Origin of the sequence: Clostridium sp. 1001275B_160808_H3 (genome assembly GCF_015550425.1) — a bacterium.
GTDB lineage: Bacteria > Bacillota > Clostridia > Clostridiales > Clostridiaceae > Clostridium.
On sequence record NZ_JADNAT010000001.1, the window covers coordinates 338,900 to 356,139 of the forward strand.

The 17,240-nt window shown below is 26.4% G+C and carries 13 protein-coding genes and 2 tRNA genes; 1 reads left to right on the forward strand and 14 read right to left on the reverse strand.

The window, feature by feature from the left end; all coding sequences use genetic code 11:
- Positions 1 to 49: 49 nt before the first annotated feature.
- The 7 genes from I2A75_RS01630 to I2A75_RS01660 all read right to left on the reverse strand — a co-directional run bounded on the left by I2A75_RS01630 (position 50) and on the right by I2A75_RS01660 (position 7,294).
- Positions 50 to 2,797 carry an AAA family ATPase gene (locus I2A75_RS01630; protein ID WP_195262722.1) on the reverse strand — a complete coding sequence of 916 codons (2,748 nt, stop codon included), beginning with the start codon at positions 2,795 to 2,797 and terminating at the stop codon, positions 50 to 52.
- Positions 2,784 to 3,914, reverse strand: coding sequence for a DNA repair exonuclease (locus I2A75_RS01635; RefSeq protein WP_195262723.1), 1,131 nt, complete (start codon positions 3,912 to 3,914; stop codon positions 2,784 to 2,786). The genes I2A75_RS01630 and I2A75_RS01635 overlap by 14 nt, the downstream gene beginning before the upstream one ends.
- Before the next feature lie 219 nt (positions 3,915 to 4,133).
- On the reverse strand, positions 4,134 to 4,931 hold the full coding sequence (locus tag I2A75_RS01640; RefSeq protein ID WP_195262724.1) for a DUF4097 family beta strand repeat-containing protein: 798 nt from the start codon (positions 4,929 to 4,931) through the stop codon (positions 4,134 to 4,136).
- Positions 4,932 to 4,944: 13 nt separating this feature from the next.
- Complete coding sequence (locus tag I2A75_RS01645; RefSeq protein WP_195262725.1) at positions 4,945 to 5,643, reverse strand: hypothetical protein; 699 nt, start codon at positions 5,641 to 5,643, stop codon at positions 4,945 to 4,947.
- Positions 5,644 to 5,663: 20 nt separating this feature from the next.
- Positions 5,664 to 6,362, reverse strand: coding sequence for an ABC transporter ATP-binding protein (locus tag I2A75_RS01650; RefSeq protein WP_195262726.1), 699 nt, complete (start codon positions 6,360 to 6,362; stop codon positions 5,664 to 5,666).
- A 1-nt stretch (position 6,363) separates the two neighbouring features.
- A complete protein-coding gene (locus I2A75_RS01655) occupies positions 6,364 to 6,729 on the reverse strand; it encodes a GntR family transcriptional regulator (protein ID WP_195262727.1) in 366 nt (121 codons plus the stop codon).
- 382 nt (positions 6,730 to 7,111) lie between these two features.
- Positions 7,112 to 7,294, reverse strand: coding sequence for an alpha/beta-type small acid-soluble spore protein (locus I2A75_RS01660; RefSeq protein WP_195262728.1), 183 nt, complete (start codon positions 7,292 to 7,294; stop codon positions 7,112 to 7,114).
- 213 nt (positions 7,295 to 7,507) lie between these two features.
- Here I2A75_RS01660 and I2A75_RS01665 point away from each other — a divergent pair, with 213 nt between their 5' ends.
- A complete protein-coding gene (locus I2A75_RS01665; protein WP_195262729.1) occupies positions 7,508 to 8,458 on the forward strand; it encodes a phosphatase in 951 nt (316 codons plus the stop codon).
- A 127-nt stretch (positions 8,459 to 8,585) separates the two neighbouring features.
- On the opposite strand, the gene I2A75_RS01670 is transcribed toward I2A75_RS01665, so the two are convergent.
- The 7 genes from I2A75_RS01670 to I2A75_RS01700 all read right to left on the reverse strand — a co-directional run bounded on the left by I2A75_RS01670 (position 8,586) and on the right by I2A75_RS01700 (position 17,237).
- Positions 8,586 to 9,251: a hemolysin III family protein gene (locus tag I2A75_RS01670; protein ID WP_195262794.1), complete on the reverse strand. Its 666-nt coding sequence runs from the start codon at positions 9,249 to 9,251 to the stop codon at positions 8,586 to 8,588.
- 123 nt (positions 9,252 to 9,374) lie between these two features.
- Complete coding sequence (ptsG, locus tag I2A75_RS01675; protein WP_195262730.1) at positions 9,375 to 11,420, reverse strand: glucose-specific PTS transporter subunit IIBC; 2,046 nt, start codon at positions 11,418 to 11,420, stop codon at positions 9,375 to 9,377.
- 75 nt (positions 11,421 to 11,495) lie between these two features.
- A complete protein-coding gene (locus tag I2A75_RS01680) occupies positions 11,496 to 12,344 on the reverse strand; it encodes a PRD domain-containing protein (RefSeq protein WP_195262731.1) in 849 nt (282 codons plus the stop codon).
- Between the two features lie 213 nt (positions 12,345 to 12,557).
- Positions 12,558 to 15,797, reverse strand: a complete 3,240-nt coding sequence (locus I2A75_RS01685; RefSeq protein WP_195262732.1) for a sensor histidine kinase — start codon at positions 15,795 to 15,797, stop codon at positions 12,558 to 12,560.
- Positions 15,798 to 15,952: 155 nt separating this feature from the next.
- Positions 15,953 to 16,028, reverse strand: a tRNA-Trp gene (locus tag I2A75_RS01690).
- Positions 16,029 to 16,230: 202 nt separating this feature from the next.
- Positions 16,231 to 16,306 (reverse strand) — tRNA-Trp (locus I2A75_RS01695).
- Positions 16,307 to 16,358: 52 nt separating this feature from the next.
- Positions 16,359 to 17,237, reverse strand: a complete 879-nt coding sequence (locus I2A75_RS01700; RefSeq protein WP_195262733.1) for a zinc ABC transporter substrate-binding protein — start codon at positions 17,235 to 17,237, stop codon at positions 16,359 to 16,361.
- Between the last annotated feature and the right edge of the window lie 3 nt (positions 17,238 to 17,240).

Here is a 17,240-nt window from a genome sequence, read left to right on the forward strand (position 1 = left end):
GCATTATTCATTGGTATAATTTTATCTTCTTATACTATTATTGTCAATACTACAATGAAATATAATTAATTTCTATATTTTTCTTTTCCAATATATTCTTCTCTCTAGATTGGCATGTAAATATTAATAATTGTTTAAATTTACAACTTAGAAGCAAATCAATGGCTTTCTCAGTTCTATTATCGTCGTATTGTACAAAAGCATCGTCTAACGTAACTGGGAAATCCATATCCTTATATATCATATTAATAAATGCTAGCCTTAAAGATAAGTATAATTGATCATTTGCTCCATTACTTAAAATAGCTCCAGGTAGAACATCCAACCCCCTTCTTACTTTCATCTCATATGAATCCGACACCATAACATCATCATAGCTCTTATTTGTTAAATCCTTAAAGTATTCTATAACACTAGAATTTAAAATATTTCCAAAGTTTCCTCTAACTTCTCTTATAGACTCATTCATTTTTTCTATAGCTAATTCGGTAGCTTTTAACCTTAATTCAAACTTATTAATCTTTTCCCTAACATCTTCTATTTCTTCTTCTATTTGAGGTATATTTCTTTTACCTATAAACCTATTATTTAAATCATTTTCAACATCTTTTATAGACTTCTCAATTTCTATTAATTCATTTGATTTTATTGAAATCTGATTATCTATCTCATCTTCTGAGGAATAAGTATAATTTATATTTTCGTTAATTATGTCTTTTAAATCTTCCTTTATTGCATCTATATCCTTATCCTTAGTTAAAGCCTTATAAGTTTCATCTATACTTTCTAATGTTCTAACAATTTCATCTCTTTGCTTTACTTTTTGTTTTATTTCTAATAACTTTTCTTCTAAACTGAATAAATCTATATCTTCTAGGCCTATAAATTCAAGCTTTTCTCTTATTCTTTTTTCTCTTATTTCAAGTTCTTTTTGTAATTTATTTATTGATTGCTCTTCTTTTTCTATGTCTATTTTTATAGATAAAATTTCCTTATTTACTTCTTCGTATTTAGATAACATTAATATTACTTCATTTACATCTCTTGTCTTTGCTAAATCTAATATATATTCTATATAATCTTCGTTATTTTTATAGTTTTCTTCAACCGTCCTTATATTTAGAACAGAGACTTGAATTTCCTTTTCTGTTATCTTTATATTTTGCTTTTCTTCATACAAGACAAACTCATCAAAAAGCTTTAATTTTCTAATAAAATCTTCATAAGAAGTTGCTCCAACTAACTTTGTATATTTGAAAATATCTTTTTCTATTTCTTTTATATCTTCTTCTAATTTATCAATATTAAATAAACTATTATGCTTATCAATATTATTCATCTCTGTTCTTAAATTAAAAGATTTAAATGTAAGAAGGCTTATAATGCCTGTTAATATAACTATTAAAAGTAAGTTATCTCTAAATAGAAAAATAGATAAAGCTAAAATAACAGCAAAAATTATGATTGATAAATTAATCAATTTATGCTGACTTTTCAATTTAATGTCTATATCTTTTTCTCCTACTTTATTAGATGAATTCTCTAATTTAAATTTAAGCTCTTTTAACTTATCTTCATATTTTTCTAATATCTTTCCTATTTCATCTCTTATTCCTCTAAAATTAATAGAACTTCCTATATAATCCTTCTTTTTTTCTATATCTCTTTTTATAAGATTTATATCATTGTTTAAAACTTCATAGTTTTTCATTTTCTCCTTTAGGTTTTCTCTTTCCATGATAGCTTTCATAAACTTATTTTTATCTTCACTTGATAAGTTTTCTATGAAAAATAAATTTTCAAACTCATTTCTTTTATTTAAATAAATTTCTTTACTATTATTCAACTTCTTTTCTTCTTCAGATTTCATATCCAATATACTAAAGTATAATGAATTTTCATCCTTTATATCATTTAGTAAAACTTCATCTATTACACCATTTCTAGAAGATATACTTTCTTCTATATATCTTTCCTTTTTCTTCAACTCTTCTTTCTTCTTTAAATATTCAGTTATTTCTTCATATTCTTTTTGAAGCTTTGCTTTTTTCATATATTTCTTATATATATCTAAATTCTTAAGTTCTTTTCTTAATTCTTCTCTATTATCTTTTAAAGTAATTAAATTTTGTTCTTTGTCTATACTAGATTCCGATAATTTATAAGCCTCATATTTTTCTTCGTTTAATGAATTATATTTATTTCTAAGTAAATCTAATTCTCCTGTTTTTCTGCTTGTAGTTATAGATTTTTTTATAGTATCTAACTTCTCTAATGCTTTTTGCAGTGAAACACTTTCTTCGCCACTACCTAATAAGTTTGCTGCCTTATCTATTATTTCTTCTTCCTTATCCTTCGAGATAGCTACACCTAATTGACTTATAAATAATGTTTTTAGAAATGTTGATGAGTTTACATTAAAAAAGTACTTTCCTGGTTCATCTTTTGGTATATCTAAAACTATATCACCTGATTCAGCATCTATTACTTCTGATACATCTTCCTTCTTAGTTGAACCAAAACTTCTCCTTATAATATAACTTCTGTTATTATGTGTTACATATAGTTCTCCTCTAATCTTATCTCCATCAATAGGCATAAATCTTACTCTATCATTATTTTTAATATCCTTGCTTCTTTTGGAATTCATACCATAGAGCCAAATTCTAATAAAATTTTGAATAGTACTTTTACCTTTTTCATTTTCACCGTATATTAGATTTATTTCATTATTAAGCTCAATCGTCTTATCTTTTAATCCCGCAAAAGAAATAATATTTATCTTATTTATAATCATTTAAATTCACTTCCTCATGTGACAAACATTGGATGCCTATCTTTAATGCTAATTTTATCACTTCGTCATCATAGTCATCATCTGCCATTTTATCTAGTAGCTTTCTTGCATAAACCCCTTTAACAGAATAATCCTTTGATATTTTATCAAAATCTAACTTTACATCAGTATTATCAATTACTTTAACAAAGTAAAAATAATCTTTTACTTTTTCAAATGCTATATCTTCATTTAAGTTGATATATGATTCTATTTCACCCTTTAAAATAATTTTATATAAATTATTCCTTCTGTCTTCTTCATTTATAGAATTTATTATCTTTTCTTTTATTTCTTCATAACTAATAGAATTACTTATATCTACATCAACTACATAATAATTTCTTTTTGAAGTTCTAATAAATCTAAGATCAACAGCACCTTTTGAAACATCTCCAACTATAACACCTTTATCTCCAAGTTCATCAAAGCCTCTTCCCTGAGGACATCCTGCATAAGCATAGCAAGTATTTTTTTGTCTTAATATTCCACTGTAGTTATGTCTATGACCTATAGCTATATAATCTAATTTACTCTCTTCTATATCCCTTAAGGTTATTGGATTATAATCATTTCCTTCATCACTATTTGATATATCACCATGTATAACCATTATATTTATATATTTTTCATTTATAGAAATATTCTTTAACATACTCTTTTTAACATGATGAGTATTAAAGCCTGCTCCCCATACAACAGTTTCTAAATCCTGCAAAACTACAGATTCAATTGAACTTTTGAATATATGAACATTATTTGGCCATTCTATCATTTTATAAAATGACTTTTCGTAATATGGATCATGATTACCAGGAGATATAAACACTTTTATGTTGATTATTCTTTCTAATTGATTTTTAATAAAACCTAGTGTTTTTTTATTTACTGTTAAATTATCAAAAATATCCCCAGTTAATAGTAAAATATCAACAGAATTTTCTATACACATGTTTATAATCCTACTAAAAACTTCTAAAAGCTCTTCTTTGCTTATTAAAGCTATATTTTTATTTAAATCTTTAAATGGAGTATCAAAATGCAAATCTCCAGCTTGTAATATCTTAACTTTTTTCATATTATCACCTTAATTATAATTATTCCCAACGAACTTTTGTTCTCATTTTATCATTTTTCATCTTTCAGCACAATATTTATGCCCATAGATAAACGCTATATTTATTCATTATTAATCATATCATATATAAGTAATAATAAAGCTTTAATATTTTAATACACCATCCAGTTAATTAATAGTATACAAATAAAGATGCAGGCAAACTTACCTGCATCGATTTTAGTTTGTTATATTTATTTCTCCAATTCCCATGCTAATATCAAATACATATTTATTTTCCCCAGATGTTTTAGCATTTATATTAGCTTTTCCAAGTCCAGAATCTGTTCTTATACTTACTGGTGAATCTGATGGTATCCTTATATTAGTATTTCCAACGCCACCTTCAAAGATTAAATTTCCATTTACATTTCCCAATGATACTTCTATGCTTCCGACTCCACCTTCAATATTTATATCTCCAGTCATTTCTTTTGTTTCTAATTCAACATCTCCTACTCCACTTTCTAAATCAAGTTTATTAAATGAAATATCTTTTATGAGTAACTGTCCTACTCCTGAACTAATACTTATATTATCTACTTTCAAATCTCTAACTTCATATTCCCCAACACCAAATTCTAAATCTATATTTCCGTTATAGCTATTTGGTATCTTTATCTTTAAATCGCTAGTAGAATCTCTATTTATACTATTACGCTTCTTTGATTTTTCATTAATTGTTAGTTCATCTGAACTTTTATCTATTGTTATACCTTTAGATAGCTTTCCTAAAGTACCTGAAACTTCAATATCCTTACCTTCATAGTACATTACTTTTACACTACTAACTTCTATTTTTATATTAATATTATTTATACCTTCTATTGTTTCAACCTTATTTATACTTTCCCCACTATAATTAGTTGAATTGCTATCATTATCATCATTTCTACTTTCAACCCCAAACTTAACACTACAACCTCCTAACATAACGCTGAGCGATAGTACTAAAAATATCTTAAATAGCTTTTTCATAATTATATCCCCCTTAAATAATATCTAATTTTTTATCTAGATGATTTATTGCTATTGTTACAAGAATACCTACCCACAAAATCCCCAAAAGCATAGAAATCAAATCAATTTCTATAAATGATCCTAATTTTAAATAAATATATGGAAATAAATTAGTTATAAACCTGTTTATTCCTGAAACAAAACTTTGGATAATTCCACCGCCTACTATAACAGCAAGTATGCATAATCCTACATTATAAATATATGATGAAAATATTACTATAAATGAAATAATTACAATATATGCTGCTGTAGTTCCAAAAGCCACTCCAAATACCGCCATCTTAACTACTTCTGCCATTGCATTGCCAGAAAGGCTTGATACTATATATGCAACAAGAGCTATACTCCATTGCAAAATTATAAATTCTATATACTTAGCAATCATAAATTCCCAAGCCTTTATTGGTAATGTAAAAATTAATTTACCATTATCTTTTGATATTTGTGATATAAACTTTATTATTGAAGTAATGAAATTTATTGCTAGAAATGTTGAAATGAAAGCAATACTCATAACCGACATTAACTCTCCAATAAATGGTACCTTTATAAATATTCCTAAAGTTAACATACATAAAATTATAAATACACTCATATACAATATCTTGCTTATTCCTGAATTGTATTTTCCAAAATTATATTTTAAAATATTTAAAATATTTTTCATACTATCCCTCCTTATTCAAATTACTCTGCAAATACTTTTCTATAAACTTCATCAATAGATAGTTTATACTTTTCTCTCAACTCTTCTGCTTCTCCAGATTCTATTATTTTTCCATCTCCTAAAAAAGCAACTTCATCGAAGATTCTCTCAAGCTCACCAATATAATGAGTAGTTATTATCATTGAACTTTCCTCTGATAAATTTTCTAATATAGCATCTAAAATTTTTTCTCTTGAAACAGGATCAACCCCTGATATAGGCTCATCTAACAAATATAACTTAGCTTTTCTACTTAAAGTTAATGATAAGTTAAATTTTTCATTTGTTCCTTTTGATAAATCCTTTATTTTAGATTCAATATCTAAGTTCATAAAATCTAAATAATATTTCATCTTTTCCATATCAAAATCATTAAAGAAGTCTGAATATAATTTTATTGCATCCTTTATTTTCATCGCTTTATGAAAAATATTTTTATCTTGTAAAAATGCAATATAATTTTTAGTTTCAACTCCTAAAGATAATCCATTTACCTTTATTTCTCCTTCATCAGCTTTTAAAAACCCTTGTATAGTATTTAAAAGAGTTGTCTTCCCCTGAGCATTAGGTCCCATTATTCCCAACACTTTTCCCTTTTCTAGCTTTAAATTTATTCCATTTAATACTTTCTTTCCTTTTATAGTTTTATATAAATCTTTTATTTCTAATAAATCACTCATATTAATCCTCCATATATCTTTCTAATATAATTGCTAATATTTTTTCTTTTGTGAATCCTAAGGCTTTTGAATCTTCAATAAATTTATCTATGGTTTCATTAAATATCTCTTGTCTTAAATCATTTATCCTTTTCTCATCTTCTGTAACAAATTTTCCAATTCCTCTTTGAGTATAAATTAAATCTTGATTTTCTAATTCAGAATAAACCTTTTGCACTGTATTGGGATTAACTTTCAATTCGCTTGCATATTCTCTTACAGACAAAATTCTTTCTCCTCCTTTTAAATCCCCTGAAACTATTCTTTTTTTCATATAAGCAATTATTTGAAGATATATCGGTTCTTTTGAATTTAATTCAAGTACCATTTTTTATCTCCTTCCTCAACAGTATTAGTGTATTAATTAAATAATACACTAATACTGTTTTTTTTACTATTTTTAATTATATGTAAATTTAATCATTATATTCATTTATCCGTATTTAGTATTGATTATCTTTAACTTTCTTTATTTTACTTATTATTTGGGAAACATAGCTTTTTATAAATATTTTTATAAAATTATTTATAATTCTATATATTCATAATAAGATTAAATTTTTTTATAAATAAAAAAGAGGCATCTAAAATAAAAACTTTTGTTTTTATTTTAGAAATACCTCTTCTTTTTTTGAATGGTTACAATACTAAATTCTTTGGCGGTATATCCATCCTGTCTTCTTAACCCTTAGTTAATTTGTTCCTGTGGCTTACTTTATTGAACTTTCGTATTGTTCAACCATTCTTTTTACCATCTCGCCACCTACGGAACCACATTGTTTTGATGTTAGGTCGCCATTGTAATCGCTAAATGGAACTCCTAACTCTGCTGCAACTTCATTCTTGAATGCACTTAATCCTTTTCTTGCTTCTGGAACTAATGTCTTTGCCATTTGTAATTCCTCCTTTGGCTATTGGTTTTGTAAACTACTTTTAAAATTGAACTCCCTCTCATTTAAAAGTTTTCTGTTTACACTATTATATTAACCTTAATCTAAATTTATATTCTTAGTAAATTATAGATAGTTTAGAATATTTTATATGCAGGATATTTTATCATTTTGTGCACAAAATATTTAGTGAATATACTAAAAAGGAGGTTCTCTATGAAGATTTCTATGTTAAAATTTAAAAATATTAAATATAAATCAATTTCTATTTTTATAGTTTTATCTACATTACTCTCTATATGTAACATATCTAATATATCCATGGCAATTATAAATTCACCAGATACTATCCCATTTCTTGAGGATAAATTTTTAATATTAGATATTAAAAAAAATTATAAACTTCCTCCTAGATTTAGAAGCATTCAAGAACTAAATATTTCAGGTTGTGCTCAATTTAGACCTAGCCAAATAGATAATATAAAAGTAGCTATAAATAGCCCTAAAATAACTGTAGTTGACTTAAGACAAGAATCTCATGGATTCATTGATGATAGTCCAATAAGCTATTATAGTTTTTTTCAACTTATAAATAGCAATTTGAATGCTCAAGAAACATTAAAAGCAGAAAAAGAAGATTTATTAAAAATAGCGATAGGTTACAATATTCCAATTTTTAAAACAACAGGTGAATATCTAGAATCATTAAAAGCAAATACTGTATCAAATGAAGAAAGTACTTGCAAAAATTTCGGGTTAGGCTATAAAAGAATTTCAGTAAGAGATAATTCAATCCCCAAACCTGAATCAGTAGATGACTTTATAAACTTTGTTAATACTACATCTGATGATGTACATATACTATTTCATTGTGATGCTGGAGATGGAAGAACAACCATGTTTATGTCCATGTTCCAAATGATGAAAAATCCAACCAATGCATCACTATCAACAATACTTAATGACCAAATTGCTATCGGTGGAATAGTACTAACAGAAAATATTCCAAGAGCTACTTTCCTTGAATATTTTTATAATTATACTCTAGAAAATAAAGAATCTGGATTTAAGACTAACTATTCCACATGGCTAAAAAATAAAAAAGGCCTATATAGTGAGAGTGCTCCATTACCTGATGAAAATGAACCTATAAATGAAAAAAGTTAAAAATAAAAGGGTCTCACATTTCGTGAGATCCTTCATAAAAATAAGAAATTAACTTTTTTAAGGCAATAAACTAATTGAAATTAAATAAATCTTATATCAAATAACTTTTTGAGACTACGCTTTCAATCTATAAATATAATATTCCTAAAAATATAGCAACATAATGTAATGTGCTTCCTGCAATTACAAATAGATGCCATATAAAATGATTGTATGGCATTTTGTCTAATGCATAAAATATACATCCTATAGTATAAGCGAGCCCTCCAGCTACTATATATATTAATATTTTCATAGGTACTAAAAGCAAAACTGCCTTAACATTAAGTACTATGATCCAACCCATTAATATATATAGTATTGTTGATAAAATAGCAAATTTATCTATCCAAAACACCTTAAACATTATTCCTAGAAATGTAATTATCCACAGTGCTAATAATATTTGCATAGATTTTTTATCACTATTCAACAATATTAATATAATAGGAGTATATGTTCCTGCTATTAATAAATATATTGATGAATGATCTAATATCCTTAGTATTCTTTTTACTAAATCACCTGGAATACTATGATATAAAGTGGATCCAAGATATAGTATTATTAGACAAATACTATAAACCCAAACTCCAATAACAGCATAATTACTACCAGAGTTTGATGCTGCTATAATTAAAAACACGCTTCCAATAATAGCTAGTATAGCTCCCACTCCATGTGTTACAGCATTTGCTATCTCTTCACCTTTAGTATAAAAATTATAAACTGTCTGTTCATTTTTATTGCTCATAAGTATCTTTTTCTTCACCCTCTAACATTTTTAATTACTTTAATATATTGCTCTTTAATCAATATATTATTCTTTTTATAAAAAGGAACAATCTTTTTAACCTTAAAGATTGTTCCTAAAACTTTACTTATTTTTTTTCTCATGTATTTCAACTTTATTTATATCTCCGGATATCACATCTATATCGTTATTAAAATATATAAATTTCTCCTTAGGCAAGCCTTTAAATATAACAGGTATAATTGGTGATTTCAAATTTTTTCTCATTTCATCTAAAGGAAATTCTATTAATATGTCTCCTTCATTTACTATATCTCCCTCTTGAACAAAAGCCTTAAAGCCATTCCCATTTAAATTAATACTATCTATTCCTATATGAATGAATACATCAAATCCATCTAATCCCCTAATAGTTATAGAATGGCATGTTTTCGATATTGTTAATACCATTCCTCTTATTGGAGATATTAAAACATTATTTTTCGGATCTATAGCAAAGCCATCACCAATAAGCTTCATAGAAAATATAGGATCTGGAACATCCTCTAACCTCAAAAGTTTTCCAGTGGAAGGGATCATAATAGAACTTTCTATTTTAATACCTTTTTCTATTTTCTCTATCTGTTTTTTCTTTTTAATTTTTATTTCTTTCCCATCTATGATATCTTTCATTTGCTCCTTAAGCATATCTGACTTAGGTCCAAATATAGCTTGAATATTCTCTCCGATTATCATTAAATCAGCTGAACCTAATGCCTTAAGTTTACTTCTGTTTACTAAACTTATATTCTTCACTGTAACTCTAAGCCTAGTTATACAAGCATCTAGGTATTTTATATTCTTTGGCCCTCCAAAAGCATCTAATACCTTATAAGCTAAATCTCCATCAGAAATATCTATATCAATTTCACTTTCTTCTCTCTCTCTTCCTGGTGTCTTTAAATCTAATTTTCTTATTATATATCTAAACCCCAAATAATATATAGATGCAAATATGATTCCCACAATTAATACCCACCACCATTTTGTTCTATTGGGAATCACACCAAATAATATAAAATCTATAAGCCCACCAGAAAATGTTAATCCTATCTTCACATTTAATATTTGCATTATCATAAATGACAAACCTGCAAATATACAATGTACAGCAAATAAAATTGGAGCAACAAATAAAAACATAAATTCAATTGGCTCTGTTATTCCTGTTAAGAAAGATGTTAACGCACCAGAAAATAATATACCAGCTACCACTTTTTTCTTATCACTATCTGCCTCATGATACATTGCTAAAGCAGCTGCTGGAAGACCAAACATCATAAATGGAAATTTTCCAGTCATAAATGTTCCTGCTGTAAACTCTACTCCATCCTTTAATTGAGCAAAAAATATTGCCTGATCTCCAATTACTAATTGTCCAGCTAAACTAGTATATTCTCCAAACTGATACCAAAATGGATTATACCATATATGATGCAATCCAAAAGGTATTAGCGCTCTTTCTATAATTCCAAAAATTAAAGCTGAAATAGTTGGATTAGTTCCTATCATACTCCTTGAAAAAGCTAATAAAAAATTCTGTATAGGTGGCCAAATTACTACCATCATTATCCCTATTATTAATCCTGCTATTGCAGATACTATTGGTACAAATCTTTTTCCTGAAAAAAATCCTAAGAACTCTGGTAACTTTATGTTATAAAATTTTTGATATATAACTGCTGAAATCATACCAATCACTATCCCACCAAAAACTCCTGTCTGAAGAGTAGGAATTCCAAGTACAACATCATACATTGGATTAGTATCAACCTGTAGTAAGTCAACTCCAGCTGTTATTCCGACAGTCATATTCATTATTAAAAAGGACACTATTGCTGCTAATGCTGCAACCCCGTCTCCATTGCTCATACCTATAGAGACTCCTACTGCAAATATTAGTGGCAAATTAGAAAATATAATATCACCTGAAGATGACATTATATTAGCAATTAGTTGAAAGTTTTCTCCAGATAACATTGGAAAATTGCTTATTATATTGGGATTTTGTAGAAATGTTCCAATTCCCATTAAAAGTCCAGCCGCTGGTAGTAATGCAACTGGTAACATTAAAGATTTACCTATCCTCTGAAGAACTCCAAAAGATTTTTTTAGAAATATAGTATTCATTTTTCCTCCTAATAATCCTATATTAAAGTAAAGACTTAAGCACTAAATTCTTAGGCTTAAGTCTTAATAAACATATTAATGATTACTTCGCAGTACAGAGATAACTCTGTGTATATGCATAGTTAAATATACTATTTCATCTTCATTTACTTTATAATCATAATTACTTTCTATATATTTTTGTATCTTTTTAGCGCAATCATAAGCTTCGGGATAACTTTTGGATGCTATATCCAAAAATTCGCTACTATCATCATTATTTTGATTATTTGTTACTACTCTCTTTGCAAAATACTTAAGGTGAGTTAATAATCTATCATAGTTTAAATCTTCTTCATTAAACTCAACTGAGTAGTAATATCTAATTACGTTTAACACACCTTTAATTATGTTAGTTGCAAGTACTGATTCTTTTGCCGTTTCCTGATAACTTGCATTAACCAGATGTAAAGCAATAAACCCAGCTTCATCTTCAGGTAAATTTATTTTCAATCTATTATTTATATAATCTACTGCCCATAGGGCTATTTTATATTCTTCTTTGTGTATTCTTCTTATTTCATCTAATAAATCATTTTTAATTTTAACATTATTTTTATATCTCTTAATCGCAAATGCAATGTGATCAGATAAAGAAATATATATTTGTTTATCTAAATTTCTATTTAACTCTTTATCTGCATAAGATATAATTTCATGAGATAATTCAAATATACCATCAGGTATTTGATTTATAAGCTTTTTAAGTTTATTACCCATTCGCTTATCATCTACTACAAATATTTTTTCTATTTTATTTTCTTCTATTTCTTGCCCTACTTTCCTCTTGAAGGCGATCCCAGATCCCATAAGAATAACTTCTTTCTTAGTCTTTGGATCTATTGAAACAACAACATTATTGTTTAATATCTTTTCTACAACCATATTACCTTCATTCTCCTAACACTTGGAAAATAAAATACCTAAATCAAGATATTATCTTAATTTAGGTATTGCCTGCTTTACAGTAACAATCCATTTACTTACTTATTTATTATGATAGCATTGTAAACAACTACTGTCAAGCGCATACCATTAAATTTATACATATTTATCCATTTTTTTAATTCATTAACATCGCCATTACATTTATCTACTTTACATAGTATATTTAGTAGGTAATATTATTATAAATTCACTACCTTTTTCAGGTGCACTTCTGACAAATATTTTACCATTATGTAATGTAACTAATTGCTTTGTTACTGTTAACCCTAAGCCACTTCCTCCATGTTCTTCTGATACATCATTATAAGCTTGACCAAATCTATCAAATATAGCATCATGATATTTTTTTTCTATTCCAATACCAGAATCCTTAACCGATATCTTTACCTTCTTACCTAAATCTATTATTCTTACTTCTATTTTCCCACCCCTTGGTGTAAACTTAACTGCATTTCCAACTAGATTTACAATACATTTTTCTATTTCACTACCATCGCACTCTATTATTTTCTCTTCTACTTCTGGATCAATTATTAGCTCTATACCATTTGCTTCAACAAAATCCTTCATAGATAAAACAACTTCCTCTACCAAATAAACAATATCATATTTTTCAATTCTTAATTTATAAGATCCAGATTCAATTTTAGATGTATCTATTATATTATTTATTAACTTCAATAACCTATCAGAATTTCTTCTCAAAGTACTCATATAATAAGAAAGCTTTTCTTTAGGTATTTCCTTATCTTCTTCATTTAATTTAGTTATTAATTGTTGAGTTGATATAATAACATTAAGTGGAGTTCTAAGCTCATGAGATAAATTAACAAAATAATTATTTTTATATTTTTCATTTTTTATTAGCTTATCATATAACTCTTTGTTTTCTTTAAACTTATTATTTAACTCATGAGTTCTTTGCTCTACTAAACTATCTAATATCTTCACCCTGTTCCATATTATATAAAGTGCTAAGAAGCCTATTAAAGCATATATTACATAAGCTAATGGTGTTTTCCAAGGTTTCATTTCAACTTCAAAAGTTACTGTGGTCGCTTTACTCCAATCTCCGCTTGAATTTCTTGCAACAACTTGAAATTTATATATTCCTGAATCTAGGTTTGTATAACTTACATAATTTCTATCATCAGAAAAAATCCAATTTTCATCTAATCCATCTAATTTATATGCATATTGAATTTTACTTACATTTCTATAATCAGGCATAAAAAAGTTAAATTGTATATTGCTATTCTTATAACCTATTTTTATATTAGATATATCTAGAATTTCTTTTTCTCCACTATAGACACTATCAATAACTACATTAGGAGAAAACTTTTTCTCTTCCAATTGGTTTGGATAAAAACAAGTTAGCCCATTTATTCCTCCAAAAAACATTTCTCCACTTTTGCTCTTAAAATATGAATAACCATTAAATTCATTGCTTTGAAGTCCATCTGTAACATTATAGTCAACAAATTTATCATTTTTTATATCAAATTTTGATATTCCATAATTTGTACTTATCCATGGATTATCATAATCATCTATTAAAATACCATTTATAAAGTTATTTGATAAACCTGAACTTTCTGTGTATTTATGAAACTTTTCTGTACTTCTATCAAATTTATTTAATCCGTATTGGCTTCCTATCCAAATATTATTTTTACTATCTACCGCTATAGCTTTTAATGCATTAAAGCTTATGCTATGTTTATCTTCTTCATCATTTCTATAACTTTTTATCTCATTTGTATTTTTATTTATTTTAATTAATCCACCGTTTAAGCCTGAAGCTATCCATATAACCCCATCCTTATCTTGAACTATATCTGAAAACATATTTTCAGTTATTCCATTTTTAATAAAAATGTCCTTATATGATTTAAATGTATTCTTTCTATCAAAAGTACATAGTCCATATCTAGTTCCTATCCATAATAGACCTTCATTATCAATATATAATGTTCTAACATCATTAGACACTAAGCTATTTTTATTATCTTCATCATAATATCTAGTAAATTTCTTTGTTAGTTTATCATACTTATTTAATCCCGATTCTGTTGCTATCCAAATTTCATTTTCTATCCCAACTATATCTCTTATATAATCATTGCTTAAAGAATTTTCATCATTTGAGCTTTTAAATTTAGTTATCATTCCACTTTTTCTATCTATTACATTTAATCCTTCATGTACTGTTCCAACCCATAAAAGGCCTTCATCATCTTCATATATTCCAGCCATCATATTTTCACTTAATGAATTAGTATTAAAAGGATCATTTTTATAATTCTTGAATGAATTTTGAGGGTTAAATAAACTTATTCCATCATAAGTTCCAACCCAAATTGCACCAGATTTATCTTCAAACAAACTTAATATATTATTACTTACTATGCTTTGTGGATCATATACTTTAGATTTATAATTAATAAATTTATTTTCTTCCTCAATCAGTCTACTTAATCCATTATTAGTTGCAATCCATAATTCACCTTTGCTATCTCTTAATATGTATCGTACAAAATTTCCTGCTATGGAAGAGTCGTCGTTAGGATCATTTTTAAAAATTTCTATTTTATCAGTTTTTAAATTAAGTTTATTCAACCCACCATTATATGTACCAATCCAGAGATTATCCAAATTATCAGCATATAGCTTAAATATGAAATTATCACTAATAGAGTTATCTCCTCCATTAGAATAGTATTTAATAACTTCATTTGAAGTACCTGTTATTTTATTTAAGCCATTATCCGTTCCAACCCAATAGCTACCATAAACATCCTCTACAATCGAATATACAACTTGACTACTTAATGAATGCTTTTTATCTTCTGAATTATATAGTCGTATAAAATTATCATCTTCTTCATTATATAAATTTAAGCCATCTTCTGTCGCTATGTATATATCACCTTTTGAATCTACTAATATTTCTGTTATATTGTAATTTGATAAATTACATCCATTTACTTCTGGCAAATATGTTGTTATTTCATTTGTATGTGTATTTATCTTATTTAATCCTATAGATGTACCAACCCATATGTTTCCTTCATAATCTTCTGTTATTGCAGAAATATAGTTAGCACTTATACTATTCGGCTTATCTTCAATATATCTAAATACTTCAAACTTATCTCCATTGTATCTGTTTAATCCATCTGCTGTTCCAATCCACATATATCCTTTACTATCCTGAAACAAATACTCTACAGATGTTTGCGATAACCCATCTTCAACTGTTATTCTTTTAAAATTTATATTTTTATCATCATTTGTTATAGCAAATGTACTCATTGTACTCATATTTATTATTAAAATAATACTTACTATAAATATAAGCAAAACTTTACATGACCTTTTTCTCATATTCATCCCTCGTAAAAATTCTAAGATTCTTATAATTAAGTAAATATATTATATCAAATTTCTTATCTATTTATATAAATTTATAGTATATTTACATAATTATTTACAGTTTTTCAACAAAAAATAAGAGAGTGTAATTTTTACACTCTCTTATTTGGCAGGGGCAGTAGGAATCGAACCCACAACCAACGGTTTTGGAGACCGCTACTCTACCAATTGAGCTATACCCCTTCAACAAGACATATTTTATCATGATATTTTGATACTTGTCAATAAAATAATTTACTTATCTTTCAATTATTTAATATACTATTCAGATTATTAATTGTATATTTTTTTAATATACAATTCTTATCTACATACATTTTTTAAGTTATAGTACTAACAAAAATCTTCAAAAAAATAAATCGATAATATTCATTACCGATTTATTTGGCAGGGGCAGTAGGAATCGAACCCACAACCAACGGTTTTGGAGACCGCTACTCTACCAATTGAGCTATACCCCTTTGCAACAATAATTATTATATATTATGTATCAGTAAAAATCAACTATTAAAATTAGTTTTTATTTTTCACACTATCGATTATCTTAGTAACATTATCTTTTAATATATTATTGTCACCTTCAGTATTTAACTCTATATAATTACAGCTTATTGCAATTTTATTTTTTAAGTCATCTAAATTTCCTAATTTATTATCATGAATAAATATAATCTTAGAATCCTTACTTTCATTTACTATATCTTTAACCTCTTCATTACTCTTTAGCTTTTTCGCTTGAATTCCAAGATCTTTTAATAAATAATCAAACTTATCACTATCTGTAACAATATAATACTCTTTATACTTATTTAATTCTTCCTTTGATTTAGTTAAAAATTCATCTAATTCCTCAACAATAGTATTATAATTTTCTTCATAATAATTTCTATTTATTATATCTCGTTCTTGTAATGCCGTCTTTATATTATATAAGGCAATCTTATATTCATTAAATCCTAATAAATAATAAGGATTTTCTTTATTCTCATTAAATAATTCTGTAGTAATTGCTCTTATACCTCTGCTCATATTTATAATACCTACGCTTGAATTTTTGGCATCATCTATTATATCATTTATCCAAGTTTCGTATCCCAATCCATTGTATATAAACAAATCCATATTTAATATGTTACTTTTAACATTATCGCTAACCTCAAAAGATTTCATATCACTTTCATTACTAAATAAATATTCAACATTATGTTTATTTCCAACTAATGCTTTAGTCATATTATATTGCTCTTTATTAACTGTTAATATATTTAAAAACATATCCCTTTCCTCATCAAATTCATCAGTAGGATTAGCCATTAATGGATTATAGGAAAATGTTAGTCCCAAAAATAAAAGAGAAGTAAAAATAACTAAAGCATATGTTAACTTCTTCATAAA

Excerpts from the sequence above, each read along its gene's own strand:
- I2A75_RS01630 (WP_195262722.1), bottom strand. The coding sequence starts at position 2,797 with ATGATTATAAATAAGATAAATATTATTTCTTTTGCGGGATTAAAAGAT.
- I2A75_RS01635 (WP_195262723.1), bottom strand. The coding sequence starts at position 3,914 with ATGAAAAAAGTTAAGATATTACAAGCTGGAGATTTGCATTTTGATACT.
- I2A75_RS01640 (WP_195262724.1), bottom strand. The coding sequence starts at position 4,931 with ATGAAAAAGCTATTTAAGATATTTTTAGTACTATCGCTCAGCGTTATG.
- I2A75_RS01645 (WP_195262725.1), bottom strand. The coding sequence starts at position 5,643 with ATGAAAAATATTTTAAATATTTTAAAATATAATTTTGGAAAATACAAT.
- I2A75_RS01650 (WP_195262726.1), bottom strand. The coding sequence starts at position 6,362 with ATGAGTGATTTATTAGAAATAAAAGATTTATATAAAACTATAAAAGGA.
- I2A75_RS01655 (WP_195262727.1), bottom strand. The coding sequence starts at position 6,729 with ATGGTACTTGAATTAAATTCAAAAGAACCGATATATCTTCAAATAATT.
- I2A75_RS01660 (WP_195262728.1), bottom strand. The coding sequence starts at position 7,294 with ATGGCAAAGACATTAGTTCCAGAAGCAAGAAAAGGATTAAGTGCATTC.
- I2A75_RS01665 (WP_195262729.1), top strand. The coding sequence starts at position 7,508 with ATGAAGATTTCTATGTTAAAATTTAAAAATATTAAATATAAATCAATT.
- I2A75_RS01670 (WP_195262794.1), bottom strand. The coding sequence starts at position 9,251 with ATGAGCAATAAAAATGAACAGACAGTTTATAATTTTTATACTAAAGGT.
- ptsG (WP_195262730.1), bottom strand. The coding sequence starts at position 11,420 with ATGAATACTATATTTCTAAAAAAATCTTTTGGAGTTCTTCAGAGGATA.
- I2A75_RS01680 (WP_195262731.1), bottom strand. The coding sequence starts at position 12,344 with ATGGTTGTAGAAAAGATATTAAACAATAATGTTGTTGTTTCAATAGAT.
- I2A75_RS01685 (WP_195262732.1), bottom strand. The coding sequence starts at position 15,797 with ATGAGAAAAAGGTCATGTAAAGTTTTGCTTATATTTATAGTAAGTATT.
- I2A75_RS01700 (WP_195262733.1), bottom strand. The coding sequence starts at position 17,237 with ATGAAGAAGTTAACATATGCTTTAGTTATTTTTACTTCTCTTTTATTT.